Source organism: Brevibacillus schisleri (assembly GCF_055685845.1).
In genome coordinates this window covers 3,730,619-3,753,118 of sequence record NZ_JBVNDM010000001.1, presented here as the reverse complement: position 1 = coordinate 3,753,118, position 22,500 = coordinate 3,730,619, and the positions used below count along the sequence as shown (strand labels likewise).

Here is a 22,500-nt window from a genome sequence, read left to right as displayed (position 1 = left end):
GGCGTCAAGATAAGTTAAGAGTAATATTGTAATGAATTTTATTTAAATAAATTGCAAAAATTAATAATTAAAGGCTTGTCTTCTAATATTTGGGATAGTAAAATATTCCCAACTCACTCATATTCTTATTGTTTTCTATCATATTAGCCCACGTGAATATTTGCAAATTAATGACCAATTTCCCCTGCTATACTCACTAAAACGTGACCGTTAAACTAATCGTCGCCCTTATTCCACTACTAGAGAAGACAAAAGTACCAGCCATTTAAAAAAAATCATTGATCGATACATTCATTCATGGAAAAGGTAAGAATCACCCATCTCATTATGGCGGATGGTTTCTTACAGTTTAACACTTCAAGTAAAAGCAATTAAAGGGAATATAAGTAAAACTTTTTTATCTGGTCGTTGCATTCCAAAGTGCTGAAAGAAAAAGAAGCGGCTGAGCTTTTTCTTCCGGGTAAGTGGGGCTATCGTTTCTGGACAAAGGTTCCTAATATTCAGAACGAAAAACTATTTTTTTCTTTCCCGTACCAGCTTGCAAGCTGCCCGGAAAAGAAAGCGGGAAACGAGCGATTCGTATAACGGGTCACAGAATGGGGAAATTCACATCTCTTGTATCACGTGGGGAGAGCAAAGTAGAGCTCAGCTCGATGTATTGGGTTTAACAAATGCTAGAGGGAGCATTTTGAGTGATTATGCTCATCAGGCAAGCTAGAAACTATCAAACATGGGACAAGGGAGGAACAACGCTTTGCATTTTGTTCAGACATTAGTAGAGGCGCTGGATTTGTGGAAGAACGAGGACCATAAAGGCGTTACCTTCATTTTGGGAGACCAGAACGAGGTGTTTGTTTCCTATAAAGAATTGTATGAAGAAGCCCTCGGCTATTTATTTATCCTCCAAAAAAGTGGAATCAAGCCTGGTGATGAGGTCGTTTTTCAAATTGAAGATAGTAATCTCCGAACTTTTGTTTGCCTTTTTTGGGGATGCTTACTCGGTGGAATGATTGCTGTTCCTATCTCTGTAGGGGATAACGAAGAGCATCGTCTTAAGCTGTTAAAGGTTTGGCGGACATTAATCAATCCGTATCTCATTACAACGGATAGTGTCTGGAAACGACTGGAGGATTTCTTTAGGAAACACAACTACCTGACGGAAATGGAATCGTTGAAGTCGAAGTCCTTCCTGCTTGATGAGACCGTGAAAACAGAAGAGAAGGGCACAATCTATTATCCTACTGCTGATCATGTGGCCTTTATTCAATTTTCATCTGGGTCTACGGGGGATCCAAAAGGGGTTACCCTGACGCATGAAAACCTTGTCCATAATGTGATTGCGATTAATAACAGACTTGAAACGACTGAGTCTGACTCATTTCTAAGCTGGATGCCCTTAACTCATGACATGGGGATGATCGCGTTCCATTTAGCCCCGTTGTACGCAGGAGTTCAGCATTATTTTATTCATACCTCACTGTTTATCAGGCGACCGACGCTATGGCTGAAGAAAGCAAGCGAGCACAAGGCGACAATTACTTCTTCTCCGAACTTTGGGTATAAATATGTGTTGTCTAGGTTTAAACCAGAAGTGGCAGAAGAGTGGGATTTGTCTACGCTTCGTGCGATCCTAAATGGTGCAGAACCCATTGCTTCAGAATTGATCCATCATTTTTTGGATCAGATGAGCCCTTATGGATTGAAGAAAACAAGCATGGTCCCATGCTATGGATTGGCTGAAGCCTCTGTGGGAGTATCGATACCTGATCAAAACTTGCATTTTACAACGCTTTCTCTGGATCGTAGGTTTATCCAGATAGGAAAGCCAATCAAGATGACGGATCAAACAAATCCAGAAGCGCTCACCCTAGTAGAAGTCGGTTACCCCATTGATTTTTGCGAGGTAAGAATATGTGATGACGAGGATCATGAGCTGCCAAGCGATACGGTTGGTCATATCCACATTAGAGGAAAGAATGTAACCGCTGGATACTACAACAACCCTACTGCCACCGCAAATGTAATGACGGCTGATGGATGGCTCAGAACAGGGGATCTGGGTTTTATGCGAAACGAACGTCTTGTCATTACGGGGCGTGAAAAAGACATCATCTTCGTGAATGGTCAAAACGTTTATCCGCATGATATTGAGCGGATTGCTGAGGAAGTCGAAGGAGTCGAGCTTGGGAAGGTCGTTGCCTGCGGGGTATTCAACGAGGAGAGCAAAGAGGAAGACATTCTAGTGTTTATCCTTCACCGGAAAAGTGTTGAAGACTTCATGGAGCTTTCCAAGAAAGTGAAAACGCATTTGAACGAGCGAACAGGGTGGAGAATAAGCGAGGTCTTGCCGATTCAGCGCATCCCCAAAACAACGAGTGGAAAAGTTGAACGATATAGAGTGGCTAGGGAGTATCAGTCCGGAGCATTTCGCGAGGTTTCCGAGGAAATGCAAAGCCGAACCACCGAACAGGTAAAAGAGGAAAGAACCGATAAATCACCTCTCTTGCGCGAAGAATTGGAAAAACAACTGCTAGCCATTTGCCGCGAGGTGCTTCAATCCGATAAATTGGGACCAAACGACAGTTATTTTGACGTAGGTGCTTCCTCTATGCAGTTGACCCAGTTAGCAGGGCGAATCGAAGAGGAGATGGGGATCACGTTGGCGGTAACAGATTTGTTTGCCTATCCGACAATCTCCAGTCTTTCTCGTAGTCTCTTCCCCGACGATCAAGCGACTGATCACATAAAAGAGACAGAAACGAGCCAACAGAAACAAAAGGATATCGCGATTATCGGGATTTCTTGTAAGTTCCCGCAGGCTCAGGATGTGGATCAATTTTGGCAAAACATCCGGGAAGGAAAAGATTGTATTCATGAGCTTCGTGGTCAGAGACGAAAGGACACGGAACAATATGTATCGCTGATAAGAGGCGAACTGGGCGATCCTACCCTCGTGGAGGGCGGTTATTTAGAGGAGATTGACAAGTTTGACCATTCGTTCTTCTCGATCACCCCAAAAGAAGCAAAGCTAATGGACCCCAACCAAAAGCTGTTCCTTCAAAATGCTTGGAATACGCTAGAGGATGCAGGCTATGGAGGCCACAAGCTTTCAGGGGAAAAAGTAGGGGTGTATGTCGGCTTCTCCAAGCTGGGATACGATTACGAACGACTTTTGTCAGTGGTAAGTCCAAAAGATTTGCCTTCTTATGCAGTAGGCAACCTTCCTTCGATCATTGCAAGCCGCATTTCACACTTGCTTGATTTGCGCGGCCCTGCTGTCACCGTGGATACAGCCTGCTCTTCTTCTTTGGTTGCGGTTCATATGGCGTGCAAGGCTATCCAAAACGGTGATTGTGAGATGGCTTTGGCAGGGGGAGTCAAAACGATCCTGCTAGCGCTGAAGGCTGGAATTGGAATGGAATCCTCTGACAACCGATCAAGGGCGTTTGACGATCAATCGGATGGAACGGGTTGGGGTGAAGGCGTAGCTTCTGTTCTGTTAAAACCTTTGGAAAAAGCCATAGAGGACGGGGATCACATCTATGCGGTGATCAAGGGAAGCGCTGTTAATCAAGACGGTGTTACAGTCGGAATTACCGCTCCGAACTCACAGGCCCAGGCAGAATTAATCGTAGACGCTTGGAAGGATGCGCAAGTCGACCCAGAAACGATTAGCTATATAGAAACACATGGAACGGGTACAAAGCTGGGGGACCCCGTTGAGCTGGACGGAATTCAACGAGCATTCCGACAATATACACAGAAGAAACAGTTTTGTGGAATCGGCACTGTCAAAGCGAATATTGGACATTTATATGAAGCAGCGGGAATCGCTGGCTTGATTAAGGCTGTTTTGCAATTGAAAAACAAAGAGCTGCCAGCCCTTGTTCATTTCCAGAAACCCAATCGGAATTTCTCATTTGAAAAATCGCCAGTCTATGTGCAAAACAGACTGGAAAAATGGGAAACAGATGGACATCCACGGAGATGCGGGGTTAGCTCGTTTGGGTTTAGCGGGACGAATAGCCACGTCATTTTGGAAGAGTATGTGCCGGTAAATGAAGCGGAGCTGACAGTCTCAGACGAGGTGCAAGTGTTTACCTTGTCGGCCAAATCCGAGTCAGCCCTTCAACATCTGATTCAAAATTATCGGGTGTTTCTATCTTCTTGCGGACCGCTTTCTCTGTCTGATTTGTGCTATACGGCAAATACTGGGAGAGAAACGCTTCCTTATCGGATTGCGCTCATTTTGCATAGCCGAAGCGATTTCGAACAAAAGCTCGACCGATTGGCGGTCCGGCTTGAAAATGATCGAGATGTTTTTGTCTACTCACCTGGGAAAAAGCGCGTTCCAGAAGAGACTGTTCATCTGTTGAGTCAATCCGCGCGGGATGTACAGGAAAAGTACCGCACGGCAAGTACCGAGATGAAGTATTCCTATGCAACCACATTATGCGATTTGTATGTACAGGGCGCCTCGGTTGACTGGGATGCGTTCTACAGGGATGGCAAAAAGAGAAGAAAAATGCCATTGCCGGTGTATCCTTTCGATCAGTATCGCTCTTGGATTACAGATGATATGAGCAGTATCATTCCGGAACAGCCGAATACTATTAGCGGAAATAGAGGTGCTACTGTGTCAGAGATAGGAACTGCGCCAATCGCAAAAGTTCTGAAAGAGTTGGTTCATCAAGCTTCAGGTTTTGCTGTAGAAGAAATTGATCCATCCCTTCATTTTCTTGAGCTAGGCTTAGATTCTATTATGCTCGTACAAATCAATCGTGAAATACAGGAAAAGTTTGGAGTCGTCATTCCGGCTCAAGAGTTGTTTGAAACCATTACCAGCGTTGATAAGCTAGCAGCGCATATCGCACTGGAGCTATCCAGTAGCCCGGCTGTGGCTTCTGCCAAACAAATGGAATGGATGGCAATCGAGCAACCGAAAGCAAATGTAGTTGTGGAACAGGAACAGCATAACGTTCAGCCTATTCAACAATCAGAGCCGAGAGAGCAATCCACGAAAATGCCAGTCCCGATCAGCACAGGGGCGGTTGAAACCATTATCGAAAAGCAGATTTCGCTCTTATCTGAACACCAAAACCAAATGGCTACGCTATTACAAAAGCAATTGGAGCTGTTGAATCAGGAACAAAGCTTTCTACCAAAACAAAGGGTTGAATCTGTGACTGTTGCTCCCGAGATCAAGAAACCTGAGGCAAAACCACCGGTCAAAGTCAAGGGTAATGAAGAGGAACGTCAGAAGCCATTTATACCGTATCAGCCACTGATGATCGGTGAACGAGGCAATTTTACACCAAAACAAAGAGAATATCTGAACGCATTTATTCAAAGCTATACGGAAAAGACAAAGAAATCCAAGCAGTATACACAAGAGCACCGATTTGTCCATGCCAACAATCGCAATGTGTCTGGATTCCGTTCCTATTGGAAGGAAATGGTTTACCCAATTATTACGCAAGCATCAGCTGGCTCCAAAATGTGGGATCTGGATGGAAATGAATATCTCGATCTGACGATGGGTTTCGGTGTAAACCTGCTTGGTCATAATCCCGCATTTATCATGAAAAAGCTGGAGGAGCAAATTCAATCTGATTTGCCTCCGCTGGGTCCAATGTCGGATGTAGCTGGAAGGGTAGCGGAATTAATCAGCGAGTTAACCGGAGTGCAGCGAGTCGCGTTTTACAATTCCGGGACAGAGGCAGTAATGGTGGCACTACGCTTGGCCAGGGCTGTTACAGGTCGCTCGAAAATCGCCTTATTCTCCGGCTCCTATCACGGTACATTTGACGGCATTCTGACTGTTGCTGATCCTGAGTCCCAAGATGGGAAGGCCATACCGATGGCACCAGGTATTACCCAGCATACGGTGGATGACGTCCTGGTCTTAAACTACAACCATCCAAAATCAATTGAGCTGATCAAAAAACATGCTCATGAACTGGCCGCAGTATTAGTCGAGCCTGTTCAAAGCCGTCGTCCGGATTTGCAGCCGGTGGAATTCTTGAAGGAAGTCAGAGAGATTACAAGCCAATCAGGCACTGCCCTTATTTTTGACGAGATCATTACGGGATTCCGCGTACATCTTGGTGGTGCACAGGCATGGTATGGAATAGAAGCAGACCTCGTTACCTATGGAAAAGTTCCGGGTGGCGGCATGCCGATCGGTGTTGTAGCCGGGAAAGCTGCGTTCATGGATGCAGTGGATGGGGGAATCTGGAATTTTGGAGACCAATCTTACCCGGTAAACGCTGAGAAAAAGACGTTTGTGGGCGGAACGTTTTGCACGCATCCACTGACGATGCATGCTGCGATCGCAACGCTGGAATATTTGAAGGAGCAGGGGCCGCAACTTCAGGAAGCGATCACGCAAAAGACCCTCTACTTGGTAGAAACGCTTAACGCGTATTTTAAGAACGAGCAGATTCCAATCCAGATGATTAATTGTGGTTCCTTGTTCCGCTTCGTATCGTTTACCGATATCGAATTGTTCTTCTATCATCTGATCAGCAAGGGCATTTATATATGGGAGGGCAGAAATTGCTTCCTTTCCACTGCTCATACTGATGAGGATATCGAGAGACTGATCCAAGCGGTGAAGGAAAGTATTGATGATTTGCGTCGAGGAGGCTTTTTGCCGGAGCCACCGCCAACTTCTCCGAGTGGAGGACGCAAACAAAATCAAGTTATCGAAATGACAAACTTTACGAGACAGGATGGGCAAAAGCCCGAGGCAACGCTTGTGGAAAGGGTGGGGGAAGAACTGAGGCTTCCCCTTAGCCCAGAACAGAAACAAATGTGGTTTGCAGTCAAATATCGCGTGGAAGCATCCGCGGCTTTTAACGAGACAGCCTCTCTACAGGTCGAGGGAGAGCTTGATATCCCTGTGTTTGAGCAGGCTGTCCAAGCCATGGTGGATCGTCATGAAGCATTGCGAACCATCATTGATTCCAACGGAGAGTATCAGGTGATTCTGCCCAAGAGGGATGTACGTGTTCGATTCGTGGATTTGAGCCACCTTTCGTCTGGGGAGCAGGAAGAAAAAAAGAATCAGCTGCTGGAGGAACAAACAGGAACGCCATTTGAGCTGTCTTCTGAGGACCCCCTGTATCGGGTAAGTGTCATCAAGCTGGCTCCCGCCAAATTCCTGACTTCCTACACCTTCCATCACATGATTGCGGATGGGTGGTCCATGGCTGTTTTTATCAAAGAGCTGGATGATATCTACTCGGCCCTTATACAGAAACGACCAATAGCGCTCGAGCCTTCTACACCGTTTTCTGCTTATCGAAACTGGCAAGAAGATCAGATGCAGAAACCAGCGTTTCAGGAAGCGCTCGCGTACTGGAACGAAAAATTCGCTGATCCAATCCCAAAGCTCGTTTTTCCTTTGGAGAAACGAGCTTTGGGAAAACCATCTTTTACGGGCGAGAGAATTACGTTCAAGATCGACAGCAGCATCACAAGGAAGGCAAGAAAAAGAAGCATTCAAAACAAAAACAGTCTGTTTATTACCTTGCTCGCTTCTTTTAACCTCTTCCTTCATCGTATTCTTGGCAATAAAAAAATGGTGGTTGCGATTCCTACTGCGGGTCAATCCCATATGGGCAAAATGTCCTTGATCGGAAACTGCGTTAATCTTTTGCCGATTTGCACGGAAATGGATGGCGATGATACGGCTGCGGAATATTTGTCCCGAGTAAAACAAGCAGTTGCTGAGATGGAAAAGCATCAAGCCTACTCCTTTGCATCATTAGCTGAAAATTTGTCGCATCAGAACTTGCCGGAGCTTTCTGTGTTGTTCAATATGGATCGACCGCTTCACAACCTGACTTTCGCTCAAATGAAGGCTACGCTGCTGCCCAATCGGATTATTTACAGTAAGTACGATCTTTTTGTAAACGTGACAGAAGTGGGCGGAGAGCTTGTTGTTGATGTGGATGCACGAAGTGGGGTAGTAACCACGGAGATTCTTCGCCAGTGGGGCATATACTTTGCCAATCTTTTGCATCGTATCGCAGAAGACGATCAGGAAAGAATTCGTTCACTATCACTTTTACAGCCAGACGAGATGGAAAAAATGAAACGTGAATCCAATGGCAACCTGGGCAAATATACAGCGGAATGGACAGAGCTTTTGCAGGATATGCCAGATGATCAGGTAGGACGAGCTTCCCTCTATGTCCTGGATCAGTATCAGCAATTAGCCCCTGTGGGTGCGGTCGGACAGGTGTATTTGGCAGATGGGAAATTTGAGCATGCAAACCCGTCTCATTGGCAGCGAACAACGAAATCTGCTGTTCCGCTAGGAAATGGAGAAATCCAAATTATTCATTCATCCGATCGGCTTTCCGGCCAAAGAAGCATGAGCGGCAGAGAAGTAGAGCAGGCTGGAACGGCGACCGAAGAGACTATCAGAGTCATATGGCAGGAAATCTTGGGAAGCTCCCCGATGTATCTGGATGATAATTTTTTTGAACAAGGCGGGAACTCCTTACAAGCGACTGTCATGCTCAGTAGAATCTCCAAGGAATGCCACGTGCAAATTCCTTTGCATCAAATTTTCCAATCGCAGACGATACGTGAATTAGCCAAATATGTAGATTCGTCCAAGCATCAAGCTTTTACACCCATTCGTTCATGCGAGTTGCAGCCTTACTATCAGTCTTCTTCCGCACAGAAAAGAATGTACATCCTCCAAGGTCTGGATGGAGGAACTGCCTACAACCTATCCGGCTACTTACAATTGGATGGGGAGCTGGAGCTTGATCGTCTGATCCACTCTTTGCAACAGGTTGTACAAAGACATGATTCTTTCCGGACCAACTTTGTCATTAAGGATAATGAAGTCGTGCAAGTTTTACATGACGATCTGCCATTGGATATTGAGGTTGAACAATTGGCCGAAGAGGATGTAAATGAGGCGATTCGGACCTTTATCCAGCCATTTGATCTGAGCAAAGCACCACTTATCCGAACAAAAATTTTCCAAGTGTCTGCCCAACGCTTCATTGTGGCTGTGGACATGCACCACATTATTTCGGATGGCTATTCCGTTTCTCTGTTTATTCGTGAGCTACTCCATACGTATAGAGGAGAATCACTGCCTGAGCTTAGCGTGACGTATAAAGATTTCGTGGCATGGGAGCAAGAGAGGGAACAGTCAGAACAGCTCTTGGCTCAAAAGGAGTACTGGCTTGAGCAATTTAGCCAAGGAGAACTCCCCGTGCTGAAGCTCCCCGTCGATTACCAAAGACCGCCGGTTCAATCCTTTGAAGGTGACCGCTTGATTATGGGAATCGGTGAGGAAGTCAGAAAACAGTTGCTCCAATTGGCAAGGGAAACTGACACGACCTTGTATATGGTACTGCTGGCTGCTTACAATGTCATGCTTTACCGATACACCGGACAGGAGGAGCTGATTGTCGGTTCTGCTGTGGCGGGAAGACAACACCCTGATTTGGAACGAATGATCGGCATGTTTGTAAATACGTTGGCTATCCGTAACTATCCAACAGGAAGCAAGACCTTTAAGGACTTCCTGAAAGAAGTGAAAAATCAAGCCCTCCTTGCATTTGAAAATCAGGAGTACCCATTTGAAAAACTGGTTGATGCTCTTCAACTAAACAAAGATTTGAGCCGGAATCCGCTATTTGATACTATGTTTGATTACCATTATGAATCCTTTGACGACGTGGCCTCAGATGATTTCAAAGTGACGACGTATGAATATCCGAAGGGCGTATCTCTTTTTGATCTCAGTCTTGATGTCCATGACGATGGGACAACGCTCACTTGCCAATTTGATTACAGTACGCATCTGTTTAAACGCGATACGGTTGAGCGAATGGCTAAACACTTTGCCAAGATTCTTCACTCCATTCTGCAGTCTAATGAGAGCTGCTTAGCTGATTTGGAGTACTTGTCCAGTGAAGATATCAATCAGGTGGTTGCCGACTTTAATCAAGCGAGAAGGCAAATACCTGCTCCTCTCCATCCAACGTTCTATGAATGGTTTGAAGCAGAAGCAATCCGCCATGCAGAGAAAGTCGCTGTTTCTTACGGGGAAGAGCAGATCAGCTATCAGGAGCTGAATGCGAAAGCAAACCGCTTGGCACGGACTCTGCGTGATCAGGGTGTAAAACCAAATAGCTCCGTTGCGATTTTGGCAGAACGCTCGATTAACATGGTCGTCGCTGTTCTGGCAGTCATGAAAGCGGGAGGAGCCTATGTTCCGATTGATCCGCAGTATCCAAAGGACCGCATTTCGTTCATGTTGGAAGACAGTCACGCAAAGGTCATGCTGGTCAACCAAAATGGGCAGAGCGGAGTAGACTTCAGCGGCGCCATTATCGATCTGGACGCAGAGAACAGCTACAGGGAGGATTCGTCCAATCTCGACCCCATCTCCGGACCGAACGATCTCGCCTATATCATTTATACCTCGGGTACTACTGGCAAACCCAAAGGGGTCATGATCGAGCATCGCAATCTGGTGAGTGTCGCCAATACATGGCGGTACGAATACGAATTAGAACAGATGAATGTGAATCTTTTGCAGATGGCGAGTTTCTCTTTTGACGTGTTTGCAGGGGATTTGTGCAGGGCCTTGCTGCATGGTGGACATTTGGTGATTTGTCCAAGTGAGGTAAGGATTGATCTTCCGGTTCTTTATCAGTGGTTGACCCGGTATGAAATTTCCTTGTTTGAATCAACACCTGCTCTTGTTCTTCCTTTTATGGAGTACATTTATCAAAATGGATTGTCGCTCAATCATTTGAAATTGCTGATTCTTGGTTCAGATACATGCCAAAGCGAAGCGTTTGTCCGTTTGTTCGAGCGTTTCGGGCAGATCAAAATCATCAATAGCTATGGGGTCACTGAGGCTGCTATTGATTCCAGCTACTTCGAAATCGCTGGCGATACTGAAATGACAACCGGAAATGTTCCGATCGGAAAACCGCTGCAAAACACAGAATTTTATGTGTTGGATTCCCAATTGCGGCCACAGCCGGTAGGTGTTTACGGTGAACTATATATCGGGGGAGCAGGTGTTGCGCGGGGTTATTTGAACCGAGAAGAATTAACCCGTGAGCGCTTCATCCAAAATCCTTTCCGTCCTGGTGAGAACATGTATAAGACCGGAGATATTGTCCGCTGGATGGCAGATGGAAATATGGAGTTTGTTGGTCGTTCGGACTACCAATTGAAGATACGTGGTTACCGTGTGGAGCTAGGTGAAGTCGAAAATCAGCTGTTACGTCATGATAAGGTTCGCAATGCCATTGTGCTCCCGAAGACAAAGGGAGATGAATCCGTTGTGTTGTGCGCGTATTACACGACGGATGAGGGAGTAAGTCCATCCGAAATCAAGGGGTTCTTAGCCGAGTCCCTGCCTGAGTTCATGGTACCGACCTTTATCATCCAATTGGCAGAGCTGCCTGTGACGCCAAACGGCAAAATCGATCGAAATGCTTTGCCAGAACCCGATCTGTCTAAGCTGGTATCCGAGGAATACGTAGCGCCAGCGACAGAAAATGAGAGAAAACTTGCAGAAATATGGCAAGAGGTCTTGGGGATCGAGCGAGTTGGCGTTCTGGATCGATTCTTTGAGATCGGTGGACATTCGCTGCATGCTGCCATTCTTCTTGCCAAAGTGAACAAGGAATGGCGGGTAGAGATTCCGCTGCGAGCTGTTTTCCAAAATCCTACCGTCAGGAGCTTTGCCCACGTCATTTCCGAAGCGACCCATGCAGAAATGCCGTCGATTCAGGCGGTTGGAAAACAAGAGCATTATGAGCTCTCTCCTTCACAAAAAAGGATTTTCACTGTTCAATCACTCGATGAAACCAGTGTGGCCTATAACATGGCAGGCGCTTTGGTTCTTTCCGGGCAGCTGGATTCTGTGGCATTGGAAAACGCATTCCAATCTCTTATCCAAAGGCATGAGGCGTTCCGTACATCCTTCGACTACGTAAATGGTGAGCCGAAACAATTTGTCCATGACTCTGTTCATTTTGCCATCGATCATGCTAGCGAAGAGGACAGTCCTGAACGTATAGAAGATCTCATTCGGACGTTCATTCAGTCATTCGAACTGAGCCAGGCACCATTATTACGCGTTAAGTTGGTCAAACTGGCGGAGGACAAGCATTTACTCCTGATTGACATGCACCACATCATTGCAGATGGAACATCGGTGAGCATTGTGATTGATGAGTTAAATCAACTGTATAACGGGCAAAATCCAGAACCACTCACCGTTCAGTACAAGGATTATTCGGCTTGGTTGAAACAGATTAAGACGACGGGGCAGTCGCATAAGCAGGAGAATTTTTGGATAGATGAATTCAGCGGGGAATTACCTGTTATGAATCTGCCTACGGACTATCCGCGACCGCAGTTTCAAAGTTTTGAAGGGGGTACGGTCGAAAGCGAGATTGATGCGGAAGTATCCCGCAGATTGCAGTTCTTGGCGAAGGAAGCAAACGTAACGGTCTTTTCGATTCTATTGGCGGCGTACAACGTTTTGCTGTCCAAATATACCGGGCAAGAGGACATTGTCGTTGGGACCCCGGTGGCAGGAAGAAACCACACCGATATTCAAAATGTAGTGGGAATGTTTGTAAATACACTTGCTCTGCGAAACTATCCAGCAGGCAACAAGACGTTCCGCGAGTTTGTTCGAGAGCTAAGTGAGAAGTCACTATTGGCGATTGAAAATCAGGATTATCCATTGGAAGACCTGGTAGAAAAGCTTCAGGTTCGACGTGACCCGAGCAGGAATCCGTTGTTTGACACCATGTTCTCCTATGACAATGTGGCGGATACGGCCTTTGACTGGAACAGGGTAGAGGTCAGGCTTTATCCATTCCAAACGAAAATATCCAAGTTAGACATCGTCATGAATGTCGAGATGAGAAATGAAGGCTTTTTCGTGGAGTGCGAATATAGCACGAGCCTATTTAAGCCTGAAACGATGGAGCGTTTTATTAACCATTTCACAAACGTCCTGCGGCAGATCGCTAAGAACATGGATATTCTTGTGGGCGAGATTGACCTCATGTCTTTGGAAGAAGTGCAGTTTTTGGAGAAGCTCAGTAATGATACGAAGCGAGAGTATCCTGTGGTACACCCGATCCATGTTGCCATCGAGGAATCAGCCAGACTTTATCCAAATCGAATTGCCGTTTCCTATCAAGGCTCGACAATCACTTACCAACAATTGAACGAGAAAGCCAACGCAGTCGCATCGGATCTGCTGAAGCGCGGGATAGGAAAAGGCAAGTATGTACCAGTGCTTATGGAAAGAAGTCTGGAATTGGTCGTATCGTTATTAGGTGTAATGAAGACGGGAGCTGCGTTTTCACCATTGGACGTTCAGTGGCCTGTTGATCGACTCCAGTCTGTTATTACCGAGCTGGGTAGCGAGTTCGTATTCGTAGAATCTGGACATGCTTTTACGGAAACGGATTTGGGAGCGAAATTGGTCGAGATTGATCTGGAGCACCTGACAACGGAAGTGGAAAATCATAATCTGTCCGTATCGCCGGAAGACCCCATCTATGTCATTTTTACTTCTGGCTCAACAGGCAAACCAAAAGGAGTCGTCGTACCGCATAGAGGGATCGTCAACCGCTTTAACTGGATGAATGATTATTTTGGACAAGAGGCAGCGCAATCTGTCCTTCAGACCACCAACCATGTATATGACAGTGCCATTTGGCAATTCTTCTGGCCGCTGACCAATGGTGGAAAAACAGTCTTGCCTACAACGGGGATGACTGTCTCGGCAGATTACATGGCTGGAATCATTGAAGACGAACAGATTACCTTAACGGATTTCGTCCCATCTGTTTTTAATGTGATCGTCAATCAGTTAGCCGAAAATCTCGAGCTGCAGGGCAAATTACAATCGCTCAAAAAGATCATTATCGGTGGCGAGGAAATTGTTCCGTCTGCCGTTTCCAAATTCCTAAAAATATACCAGTATGTATCTCCTGCGAATTTGTATGGTCCGACAGAAGCAAGTATCGGATGCATTGCCTATCAAATTACGGGAGAGGAAGATCGCATCCCGATTGGAAAACCGATATTTAACACGAAAATCCTTCTACTCGATGCGTACGGAAAACGAGTGCCGATAGGTGTCCCTGGAGAAATCTACATCTCAGGCATGCCGCTTGGATTAGGTTATTTGCATAACGAGGAGCTAACGAGACAGAGCTTTGTCGATAATCCATATGCGGAACCGGGCTACGAAAAAATGTATAAGACAGGAGATCTGGCTGTCTATTTACCGGATGGGAATATCCACTTCCTAGGCAGGAAGGATTTCCAGATCAAAATCAGGGGATATCGAATCGAGCCAGGGGAAATTGAAAGCAAGCTGCTTTCGTTGGAACAGGTAAAAGAAGCAATCGTTATTGCCAGAGAAGAAGAAAATGGAAGCAAGTACTTATGCGCCTATATTGTGACAGAGCATGATCTGGCGGCTGATGAGTGGAGAGACCTGCTCGCGAAAGATTTGCCGGATTACATGATCCCGTCTTTCTTCGTTCGACTAGACGCTATGCCGATTACCGCTGTTGGAAAAGTAGATCGGAAAAAACTCCCTCTTCCTGATCGCTCTCTCTTGGTGGAGGAACACATCGTCGAGCCGTCCGATGAACAGGAACAAATCATGGTCACTATCTGGCAAGATGTGCTGGGGCTTGCGCAAGTAAGTGTGACCCACAACTTCTTTGAGCTTGGGGGAGACTCCATTAAAGCACTTCAGATGATTGCGAGATTGAGGAGTCATGGGTATGAGCTCCGATTGAAAGACTTGTTCCAAAATCCGCGTATTCGCAGTGCAGCTAGATATCTCCAGACGTTGACCAGACAAATTGATCAAGGGCCTGTAATGGGAGCAGTCGCGTTGACACCAATCCAGATGAACTTTTTTGAACAAAACCATCAGAACCCTCATCATTACAATCAATCGGTCATGTTGTTCAGAGAAGCTGGCTTCGATCCAGAACTGGTTCAACAAGCATTTACGAAGCTCATTGAGCATCATGATGCTTTGCGAATGAAATTCCAAATGAATGAGTCAGACATTGTCCAGGAGCATCGGAAACTGGAGGAGTGCCTGGTTCCCATTATGGTCAAGGAGTTTTCGGCGCAAAACGTAGAGGAGATGGAGCAAGCTGCTCAGCTTATACAGGAAGGGATCGATTTGACGGATACCGCGTTGGTAAATCTCGGCCTTTTCCGAACAGAAGCTGGAGATCACTTGTTAATCGTGATTCATCATCTGGTTGTCGATGGTGTCTCATGGCGGATTCTTCTAGAAGATTTTCATACAGTATATGACGCATTGTTGCAGAAAGAAGAGCCTGCTTTGCCTATGAAAACCGATTCCTATCAAACCTGGTCAGAAGAATTGCAAAAATATGCAGTGGGAAGCGAAATTCAACAGGAAGTCGGATATTGGAAGCAGGTCGAGGAAATGCCATTCTCTCCACTGGCAACGGCGAAAACGAATGGGGCACTGCTTATGCAAGATACAACAGATGTCACCATCGAGCTTGATGAAGCCTTCACAGAAAAGCTGCTGAAGCAGAGCCACCAGGCTTATAACACGGAAGTGAATGATTTGTTGCTTACGGCGTTGGGTTCGGCGGTAAAAGAGTGGGCGGGGATAGAGCATGTGCTCGTGAATCTGGAGGGACATGGCAGAGAAGAGATCGTGAAGGGCATCGATATTTCACGCACTGTCGGATGGTTTACAGCCCAGTATCCATTCGTACTGGATATGAGCCGATCGGAATCCCTCGGCTACCAAATCAAAATGGTAAAAGATAGCCTGAGACGTGTGCCGAACAAAGGTGTTGGATACAGCATTTTACAATACCTGTCTGCGGGACAAGCCGATGTTCCGTTAACGTTCCAGGTAAAGCCCGAGATCAGTTTTAACTACTTGGGACAATTTGATACAGACTTGGAATCAGGGAGCATAACGACTTCTTCCCTGTCACCGGGCCGAGAAATCAGTCCGACCGCCATTCGTTCCTTTGCGCTTGATGTGAATGGCATGGTTGTGAATCGCAAGCTAACTCTCACTTTTACGTATCATCGTGAAGAGTTTGAAGAAGGAACCATTCAGCGCCTCGTGGATGCCTACCGAGAAAAGATCGTAGAAATCATAACGCACTGCTTATCGAAAGAGACAGTCGAGCAAAGCCCAACAGATTTCACATACGATGAGATGTCCATTGAGGAATTAGATCATCTTTCCCAACTGCTGGGTGAAAAAATTCAATGATAGCTGGTGATGAGGTTTGAATGGTGTTCAAATTAAAAATATATACCGCTTGACACCTATGCAAGAAGGCATGCTATATCACTTTATCCTTCATCCTGAATCAGAGGTTCACTTCGAACAAACGGTGATTACGATGGAGGAGTCGTTGCGGCTTGATCTCCTTGATCAGAGCTTTCGCGACTTGGTCGAAAGATTCGATATCCTGCGAACAGTCTTTCACTATAAAGATAGTAAAAAGCCGCTGCAAATCGTGTTGAAGCAAAGAGAAGCTGCTATTCAGATCGAGGACATCTCTGACCTGACTCAGAATGAACAAGAAGCATTTGTGGAGCAATTTCTTGTACGGGATCGGAGCAAAAGATTTGATCTGGAAAAAGATCTGTTGTTTCGGATGACCGTTATGAAATTGAGTGAGTCGAAATACAAGATGGTGTGGAGCTTCCACCATATTATTATGGATGGCTGGTGCTTGGGGATTGTCGCAAAAGACTTTTTCCATATCTATCGCTCGTATCTTCAAAATAAGAAGGCTGAGCTGGCTCCACCGTATTCCTTCAGTAGCTATGTCACTTGGCTTGGCAAGCAAAATAAACAAGAAGGACTCTCGTTCTGGCGAGATAGTCTGGATGGATTTGATCAGCAATCTCCTTTACCGGTTGAATATATTTCAACCGGTAAAGGGTACCAACGAGAATCGATCGTGTTCCGCATTGATCGGGAAACGACTGCCCGTTTGGAGCAAATAGCGAGATCAAATGATGTGACACTGAGCATCGTCTTTCATTCCCTTTGGGGATTGGTGCTGCAACGATACAACTATGCCAATGATGTTGTCTTCGGATCAGTCGTTTCAGGCCGTCCCTCTGAGCTCGTTGGCGTAGAAGAAATGGTTGGGCTGTTTGTCAATACGATCCCAATGCGGATTCGCAGTGAAGGCAAACAGACATTTTCGGAGTTGCTCGGGCAGGTGCAACAATTCTTCACAGCCACAAGCAGCTACCAATACATGTCTCTGGCGGATATTCAGTCCGAAACCACATTAAAACAAAACCTGATTCAGCATCTGATGGTCTTTGAGAACTATCCATTGACGGAGGAGGCATCCGACGAAGATGGAAAAGGCGGTTTATTCGGAATCACGGATGTCCAAGGATATGAGCAAACCAGCTACGACTTCAACTTGTGCATTATTCCCGGGAAGGAATTAGAAGTTCACTTTATTTATAACGCACTTGCCTACAGTGATGCCTACCTGCAAAAAGTGCGAGCGCATTTGAATCAGCTGATTCAAAGTGTCGTCCGCAATCCTGACCAGCCGATTGCAAACATGCAAATGGTCACGGACGAGGAGCAGGCTCTCATTCTGCAACAATGGAATGACACGCAGATGCTGGTTGATCAAACGCGAACTATTGACCAGTTATTCAAGGAACAGGTCAATAAGGGACCGCATCATATTGCTGTGGTCGATCAGGACGGCAGCTACACGTATCAAGAATTAGATGACAAATCCGATGCGCTGGCTCACGTGCTGCGTGGGAAAGGGGTAAAACCAGGCAGCGTTGTTGGTGTGATGGTGGAGCGCTCTACCGCCTACAGCCTCGCCATCTTGGCCGTTTTAAAAGCGGGCGGTGCCTTTCTCCCAATTAGCACCGACCATCCGCGCGAACGGATCAGCTATATGATCGAAGATAGCGGGGCCAGCATTGTTTTGGTCCATGATCCGACGGTAGCCTACGCGGAGCGTATTCTCCCTGCAACAATGTTGAGCAATCTTGATGATAGGAGCATATACACCGACGTTACATCGGATGTACAGACCCTTCATCGTTCCAGTGACCTGGCCTACGTCATTTATACCTCCGGGTCAACGGGAAAGCCAAAAGGGGTAAGGCTGCACCACGTCGGAATCGCCAACCTCCAGCAGTTTTTTATCAACGATCTCGGCATCACCAAAAATGACAGAGTGCTGCAATTTGCCAGCATCTCCTTTGATGCCTCTGTCTGGGAGTTTACGATGGGGGTATTGACAGGGGCGAGATTGGTTATTGTTTCAAAGGAAGTCGCACTCGATTCGCAGGCCTTCAGTGAGTATTTACTGCGGCATGAAGTAACGGTCGCGACGCTCCCACCTACATTCGTGACGTATTTGGAGCCGGAAAATTTCCCGAAATTGCAAACGTTAATCACCGCAGGTTCCGCAACAAACTGGGAGCTCGTGCATAAATGGAGCGCGCATTGCCGATACATCAACGCATACGGTCCAACCGAAACAACCATTTGTGCAACGACTTGGACGTATGAAGGGCAAGAGGAGCTGCCGCAGCAAGTTCCAATCGGAAAGCCCATCGCCAACACAAAAGTATACGTGCTAGATCCGCATGGTCATTTGCAGCCTGAGGGAATTCCAGGTGAGTTAGCGATCGCGGGCATTAGCGTCGCTGATGGCTACATCAATCGAGAGGAATTGACGAACGAGAAATTTTTGGCAGATCCGTTTACTTCCGGCTCAAGGCTATACAAGACGGGAGATATGGTGAAATGGCTTGCGGATGGAAGTCTGGAATATTTGGGGCGAATGGACAACCAGGTCAAGATACGCGGTTTCCGTATCGAGCTTGATGAGGTTGAAAACGTGATCCAATCCCAGACAGGAGTGAAGGAAGCGGTCGTGTTGGCCAAAAAAGAGCAGGGAGGAGAAGCCAACCTGATCGCTTATCTGGTCTGGGAGCAGCCTGAGTGGAACAGAGATTTGCGTCAGGAGCTTTTGGCTACCCTTCCTGCCTACATGGTACCAACGTATATCCACGTCCTTGAGAGAATGCCTGTAACACCGAATGGAAAAATAGATCGGAGGGCATTACCTGAGCCTGTCATGGTCAGGGAGGCAGGTAAGCAACTGAATCCACCTGTTACAGAGCAGGAGATGAAGTTGGCGGAAATCTGGAAAGAAGTGCTCGAACTCCAGGAAATCAGTGTGGATGACCATTTTTATGATCTGGGCGGGCATTCTATCAAAGCGATCCAACTGGTAGCGCGACTGCATAAGGAAGGCATAGAAGTGAAGATTCAAACGATCTTCCAATACGATACGGTCAGAGCGCTAGCAGGATATATAGATACCGTAAACCGGATTCGTACCACAAAAGCGCACGATAAAAATGAGCTGGAAACCTTGATCTACGCCCATTTCCAAGTACGAAGCAACTATGTAGAGGTGCCGTTCGGCAGCAAGCACCGAGCTGTTCTGAACGTGGAGGAAAATGCGCGGGACAAACACCAAGAAATCCTGTCCTTATTGCGTAGATCTTGTGATCCTTCGATTCAGCCGCACGCCATTCAATATCTGGATCTCGGGCAAAAAGCATGGGAAAAAGAGAAGAATCTTTTCCAAGAGGCTATGTTTGATGAGGAGGAATCGTTGTCCTGGCAGGAGCGCTTCGTCAACGACCTTGATCAGCAGCTCCTTCGTTATTCGGAGGCGATCATCAATCAGCAGACCTTTATCAGACAGCCGCTGTCACCTTCACAGCGCTATCATGTACAGGAAAAGGATATTTCTGGAACAGTGATTCGCTTTGAGCGGATGATCGATTCTAGGACGCTGGAAAAGGCCTTTCTTAATGTCTTAGAGCGGCATCATTTGCTGCGATGCACGCTGGCTTTGGAGGGAGAAGAGCCATATTGGAAAGAATATCCTTGCCCTAGTGAAATTGCGCTCCCTGTTGTTGATGTATCGGGCGATTCGGAAGAAAGAAAAGAAGCGGTGCGCCATCTTTTACAGAGCGAATATTTTTACAAGCAGGATGATTCGATCGGCTCGTTGCCATACAAAGTGATCATGCTGAAAGAGAGCGAGAAGGAGTACTCGTTCATATTCCCGGCGTTGCATCTCATTTTTGATTTTATTAGCAGCGAGGTTCTGCAAAACGACTTGAACCTGTATTACGAAGCTTTGGAGAATGGCACAGAACTCCCGGAAAATGGTCGGAATACGTATTGGGACTTTGTCCGGCAAATCACGAAGGGTCCAGTCGGAATCGAAGATCAGCAGGTTATGGACGAATTTGATCTTCACGGATTTGAAAATAGTCTTTTGTCCATCGAAAGACAGCTTCCATCTTCATCCGCTTTGGACGGATACACGATTGTTACCTGCGAAATGGATATGGATAACCCACAGGAGATAGAAAATGCGCGGATCCCGATTGCTATTTTAGCCAGATTTTGTGAAAGAAGTTATGGAGTCCAAAAAGCTCCCATCTTTCTAATGAACTTTGGCAGATCCTTTATGGGGAACCATTTCTTCGATGTGCTTGGCGAGTGCATCGATCATATTCCGCTTCATATTGATCCGTCGTGGAGTCTCGATGAGATGGAAACGTATGTGAAAGTTCGGTTGGATCTCGCAAAGGAGAGCAACATTCATTTCACCAATCTCGTGCAAAATCCAGACGTAACGGAGTACTATCCTCTTTCCCATCACTCACTCATCCAATCCTTACAGATGACACCTATGATTTGTAACTTCCTGGGTGAGCAGAACAAGAGTCAACCAAGTGAATACGATCACCTGTTTATAAAAGGGAAAAAGCGAATTCTCTTTGAGGCTTCTTATACATCCACGGGTAAAATGACTATTTTTATGGCTTTGCCATATCGAGAGGATGAACGGAAGCTGCGAGCGATCTTGGAGGAGGAAGCGAAAAAATTGATAGGAATACCTCTAGTCATACGCTAAGAGTGGCCTAGGCATCGTATTGAAAATCGGCAGATGGATTCCGCTCTATTCCGGGTTTATGTCCGTGATGTGTAGCGGGATCATCTTGCCGAAATAAATCGTCACCTAGAGGGATTACTATTCAGGGAGGTTAAGATGGGCAACCAAACATACGGATTAAATATTTTTCTCTTTTCTTTTACTCGTTTCATCACGGAATTAGGTAGTGGTGTATACAAATTTGCTCTTGCTCTTTACATTGCGGATGTGACGGGTTCTTCTGCTGCATTTGCAACTGTTCTGGGCTTTTCGTATTTGCCAGGGGTGCTGATTAATATTTTTGCAGGTGCCTATATTGATAGACACAACAAGAAAAAGATTATGATTGTCACCGAGCTGTTAAGCGGTGCGCTCGTTCTCTTGTTTTTACTGTTTTTCCTCCAGTTTCCCACGAATCTGTGGCTGTTTGTAGGATACGCCTTCGTGATCAGTACCATTCAGGCTTTTACGTATCTCGCCTTGCAAGCATCCATTCCTGAGCTGGTAGATGAGGACAGAGTAGGAAGCATGAACTCTATTTACCAAGCAATCAGCGCCATTCTCAATGTAGCGGGGCCTTTGGTAGGGGCGATTGCCTATCGTTTAATGGGGATGGAAATGATTTTGCTGATTGATGGTCTTTCTTTTATCGTAGCAGGTATCTTGCAAATGTTCCTCCGTTTCCGCAAGGCCGAGGTAGTACAGGAGACAACACAAAGCTATACAGAAACAATCAAGGAAGTCTTCCAATATATCCGAGAACAGGTTGTTATCAAGTACTTGTTCCTGATTTTCCTTTTGCTCAACTTTATTTTCCCTCCGCTCATGTATGTGGGGCTGCTGCATATTGCCTATCGAGTCGAAAAAGTTTCGATGGAGCAATTCTCCTTTATTCAGTCCTCCTGGTTTATTGGGATCATTATCGGAGCGGCTATTGTCTCTATGAAAAAGGTAAGCAAATACGTTGAGAATAAAATCTTTCTTTTGATTCAAGTGCAAGGGATTTTCTTGATGTCGTGGATCTTTCCGGTTTTTGTTCCGGAAACGAGTAACGCCTCGTGGATCATTACGGGCGTGTTTGTCGGGATTTTATTGGTCTCCGCCATCTTCAACTCCATGGGGAACATCCCGATCTTTACCTTTGTTCAATTGAACACGCCTGAGCATTTGCGTGCCAGCATGTTTGGTGTGGTCGGCACTTTTACCGGAGTGGCCGTACCGTTTGGGATCTGGTTGTACGGTATTTTACTGGAGGCCGTTTATTGGCCGTATCTGGTGTTGACCTCAGGTGCCGTCATTTTTGTGATCGCCTTGATCGCTCATCTGAACAAGCAAGTGAGTCAATACTTTAAGAAAAAAGAAGAACAGGTTGTTGCTACCGACAAGTCTGCTTGAGCAAGGTCACGATAACGAG

General features: G+C 46.2%; 3 protein-coding genes. All 3 read left to right on the top strand.

Going from position 1 to position 22,500, the window contains the following annotated elements; genetic code table 11:
* Nucleotides 1-754 precede the first annotated feature (754 nt).
* The 3 genes from ACUUHJ_RS17390 (at nucleotide 755) to ACUUHJ_RS17380 (ending at nucleotide 22,481) form a co-directional block, all read left to right on the top strand.
* Nucleotides 755-16,327 carry a non-ribosomal peptide synthetase/type I polyketide synthase gene (locus ACUUHJ_RS17390; protein ID WP_472299493.1) on the top strand — a complete coding sequence of 5,191 codons (15,573 nt, stop codon included), beginning with the start codon at nucleotides 755-757 and terminating at the stop codon, nucleotides 16,325-16,327.
* A 16-nt stretch (nucleotides 16,328-16,343) separates the two neighbouring features.
* Nucleotides 16,344-21,068 carry an amino acid adenylation domain-containing protein gene (locus tag ACUUHJ_RS17385; RefSeq protein WP_472299492.1) on the top strand — a complete coding sequence of 1,575 codons (4,725 nt, stop codon included), beginning with the start codon at nucleotides 16,344-16,346 and terminating at the stop codon, nucleotides 21,066-21,068.
* Nucleotides 21,069-21,203: 135 nt separating this feature from the next.
* Nucleotides 21,204-22,481, top strand: a complete 1,278-nt coding sequence (locus ACUUHJ_RS17380) for an MFS transporter (protein ID WP_472299491.1) — start codon at nucleotides 21,204-21,206, stop codon at nucleotides 22,479-22,481.
* Nucleotides 22,482-22,500: the final 19 nt, after the last annotated feature.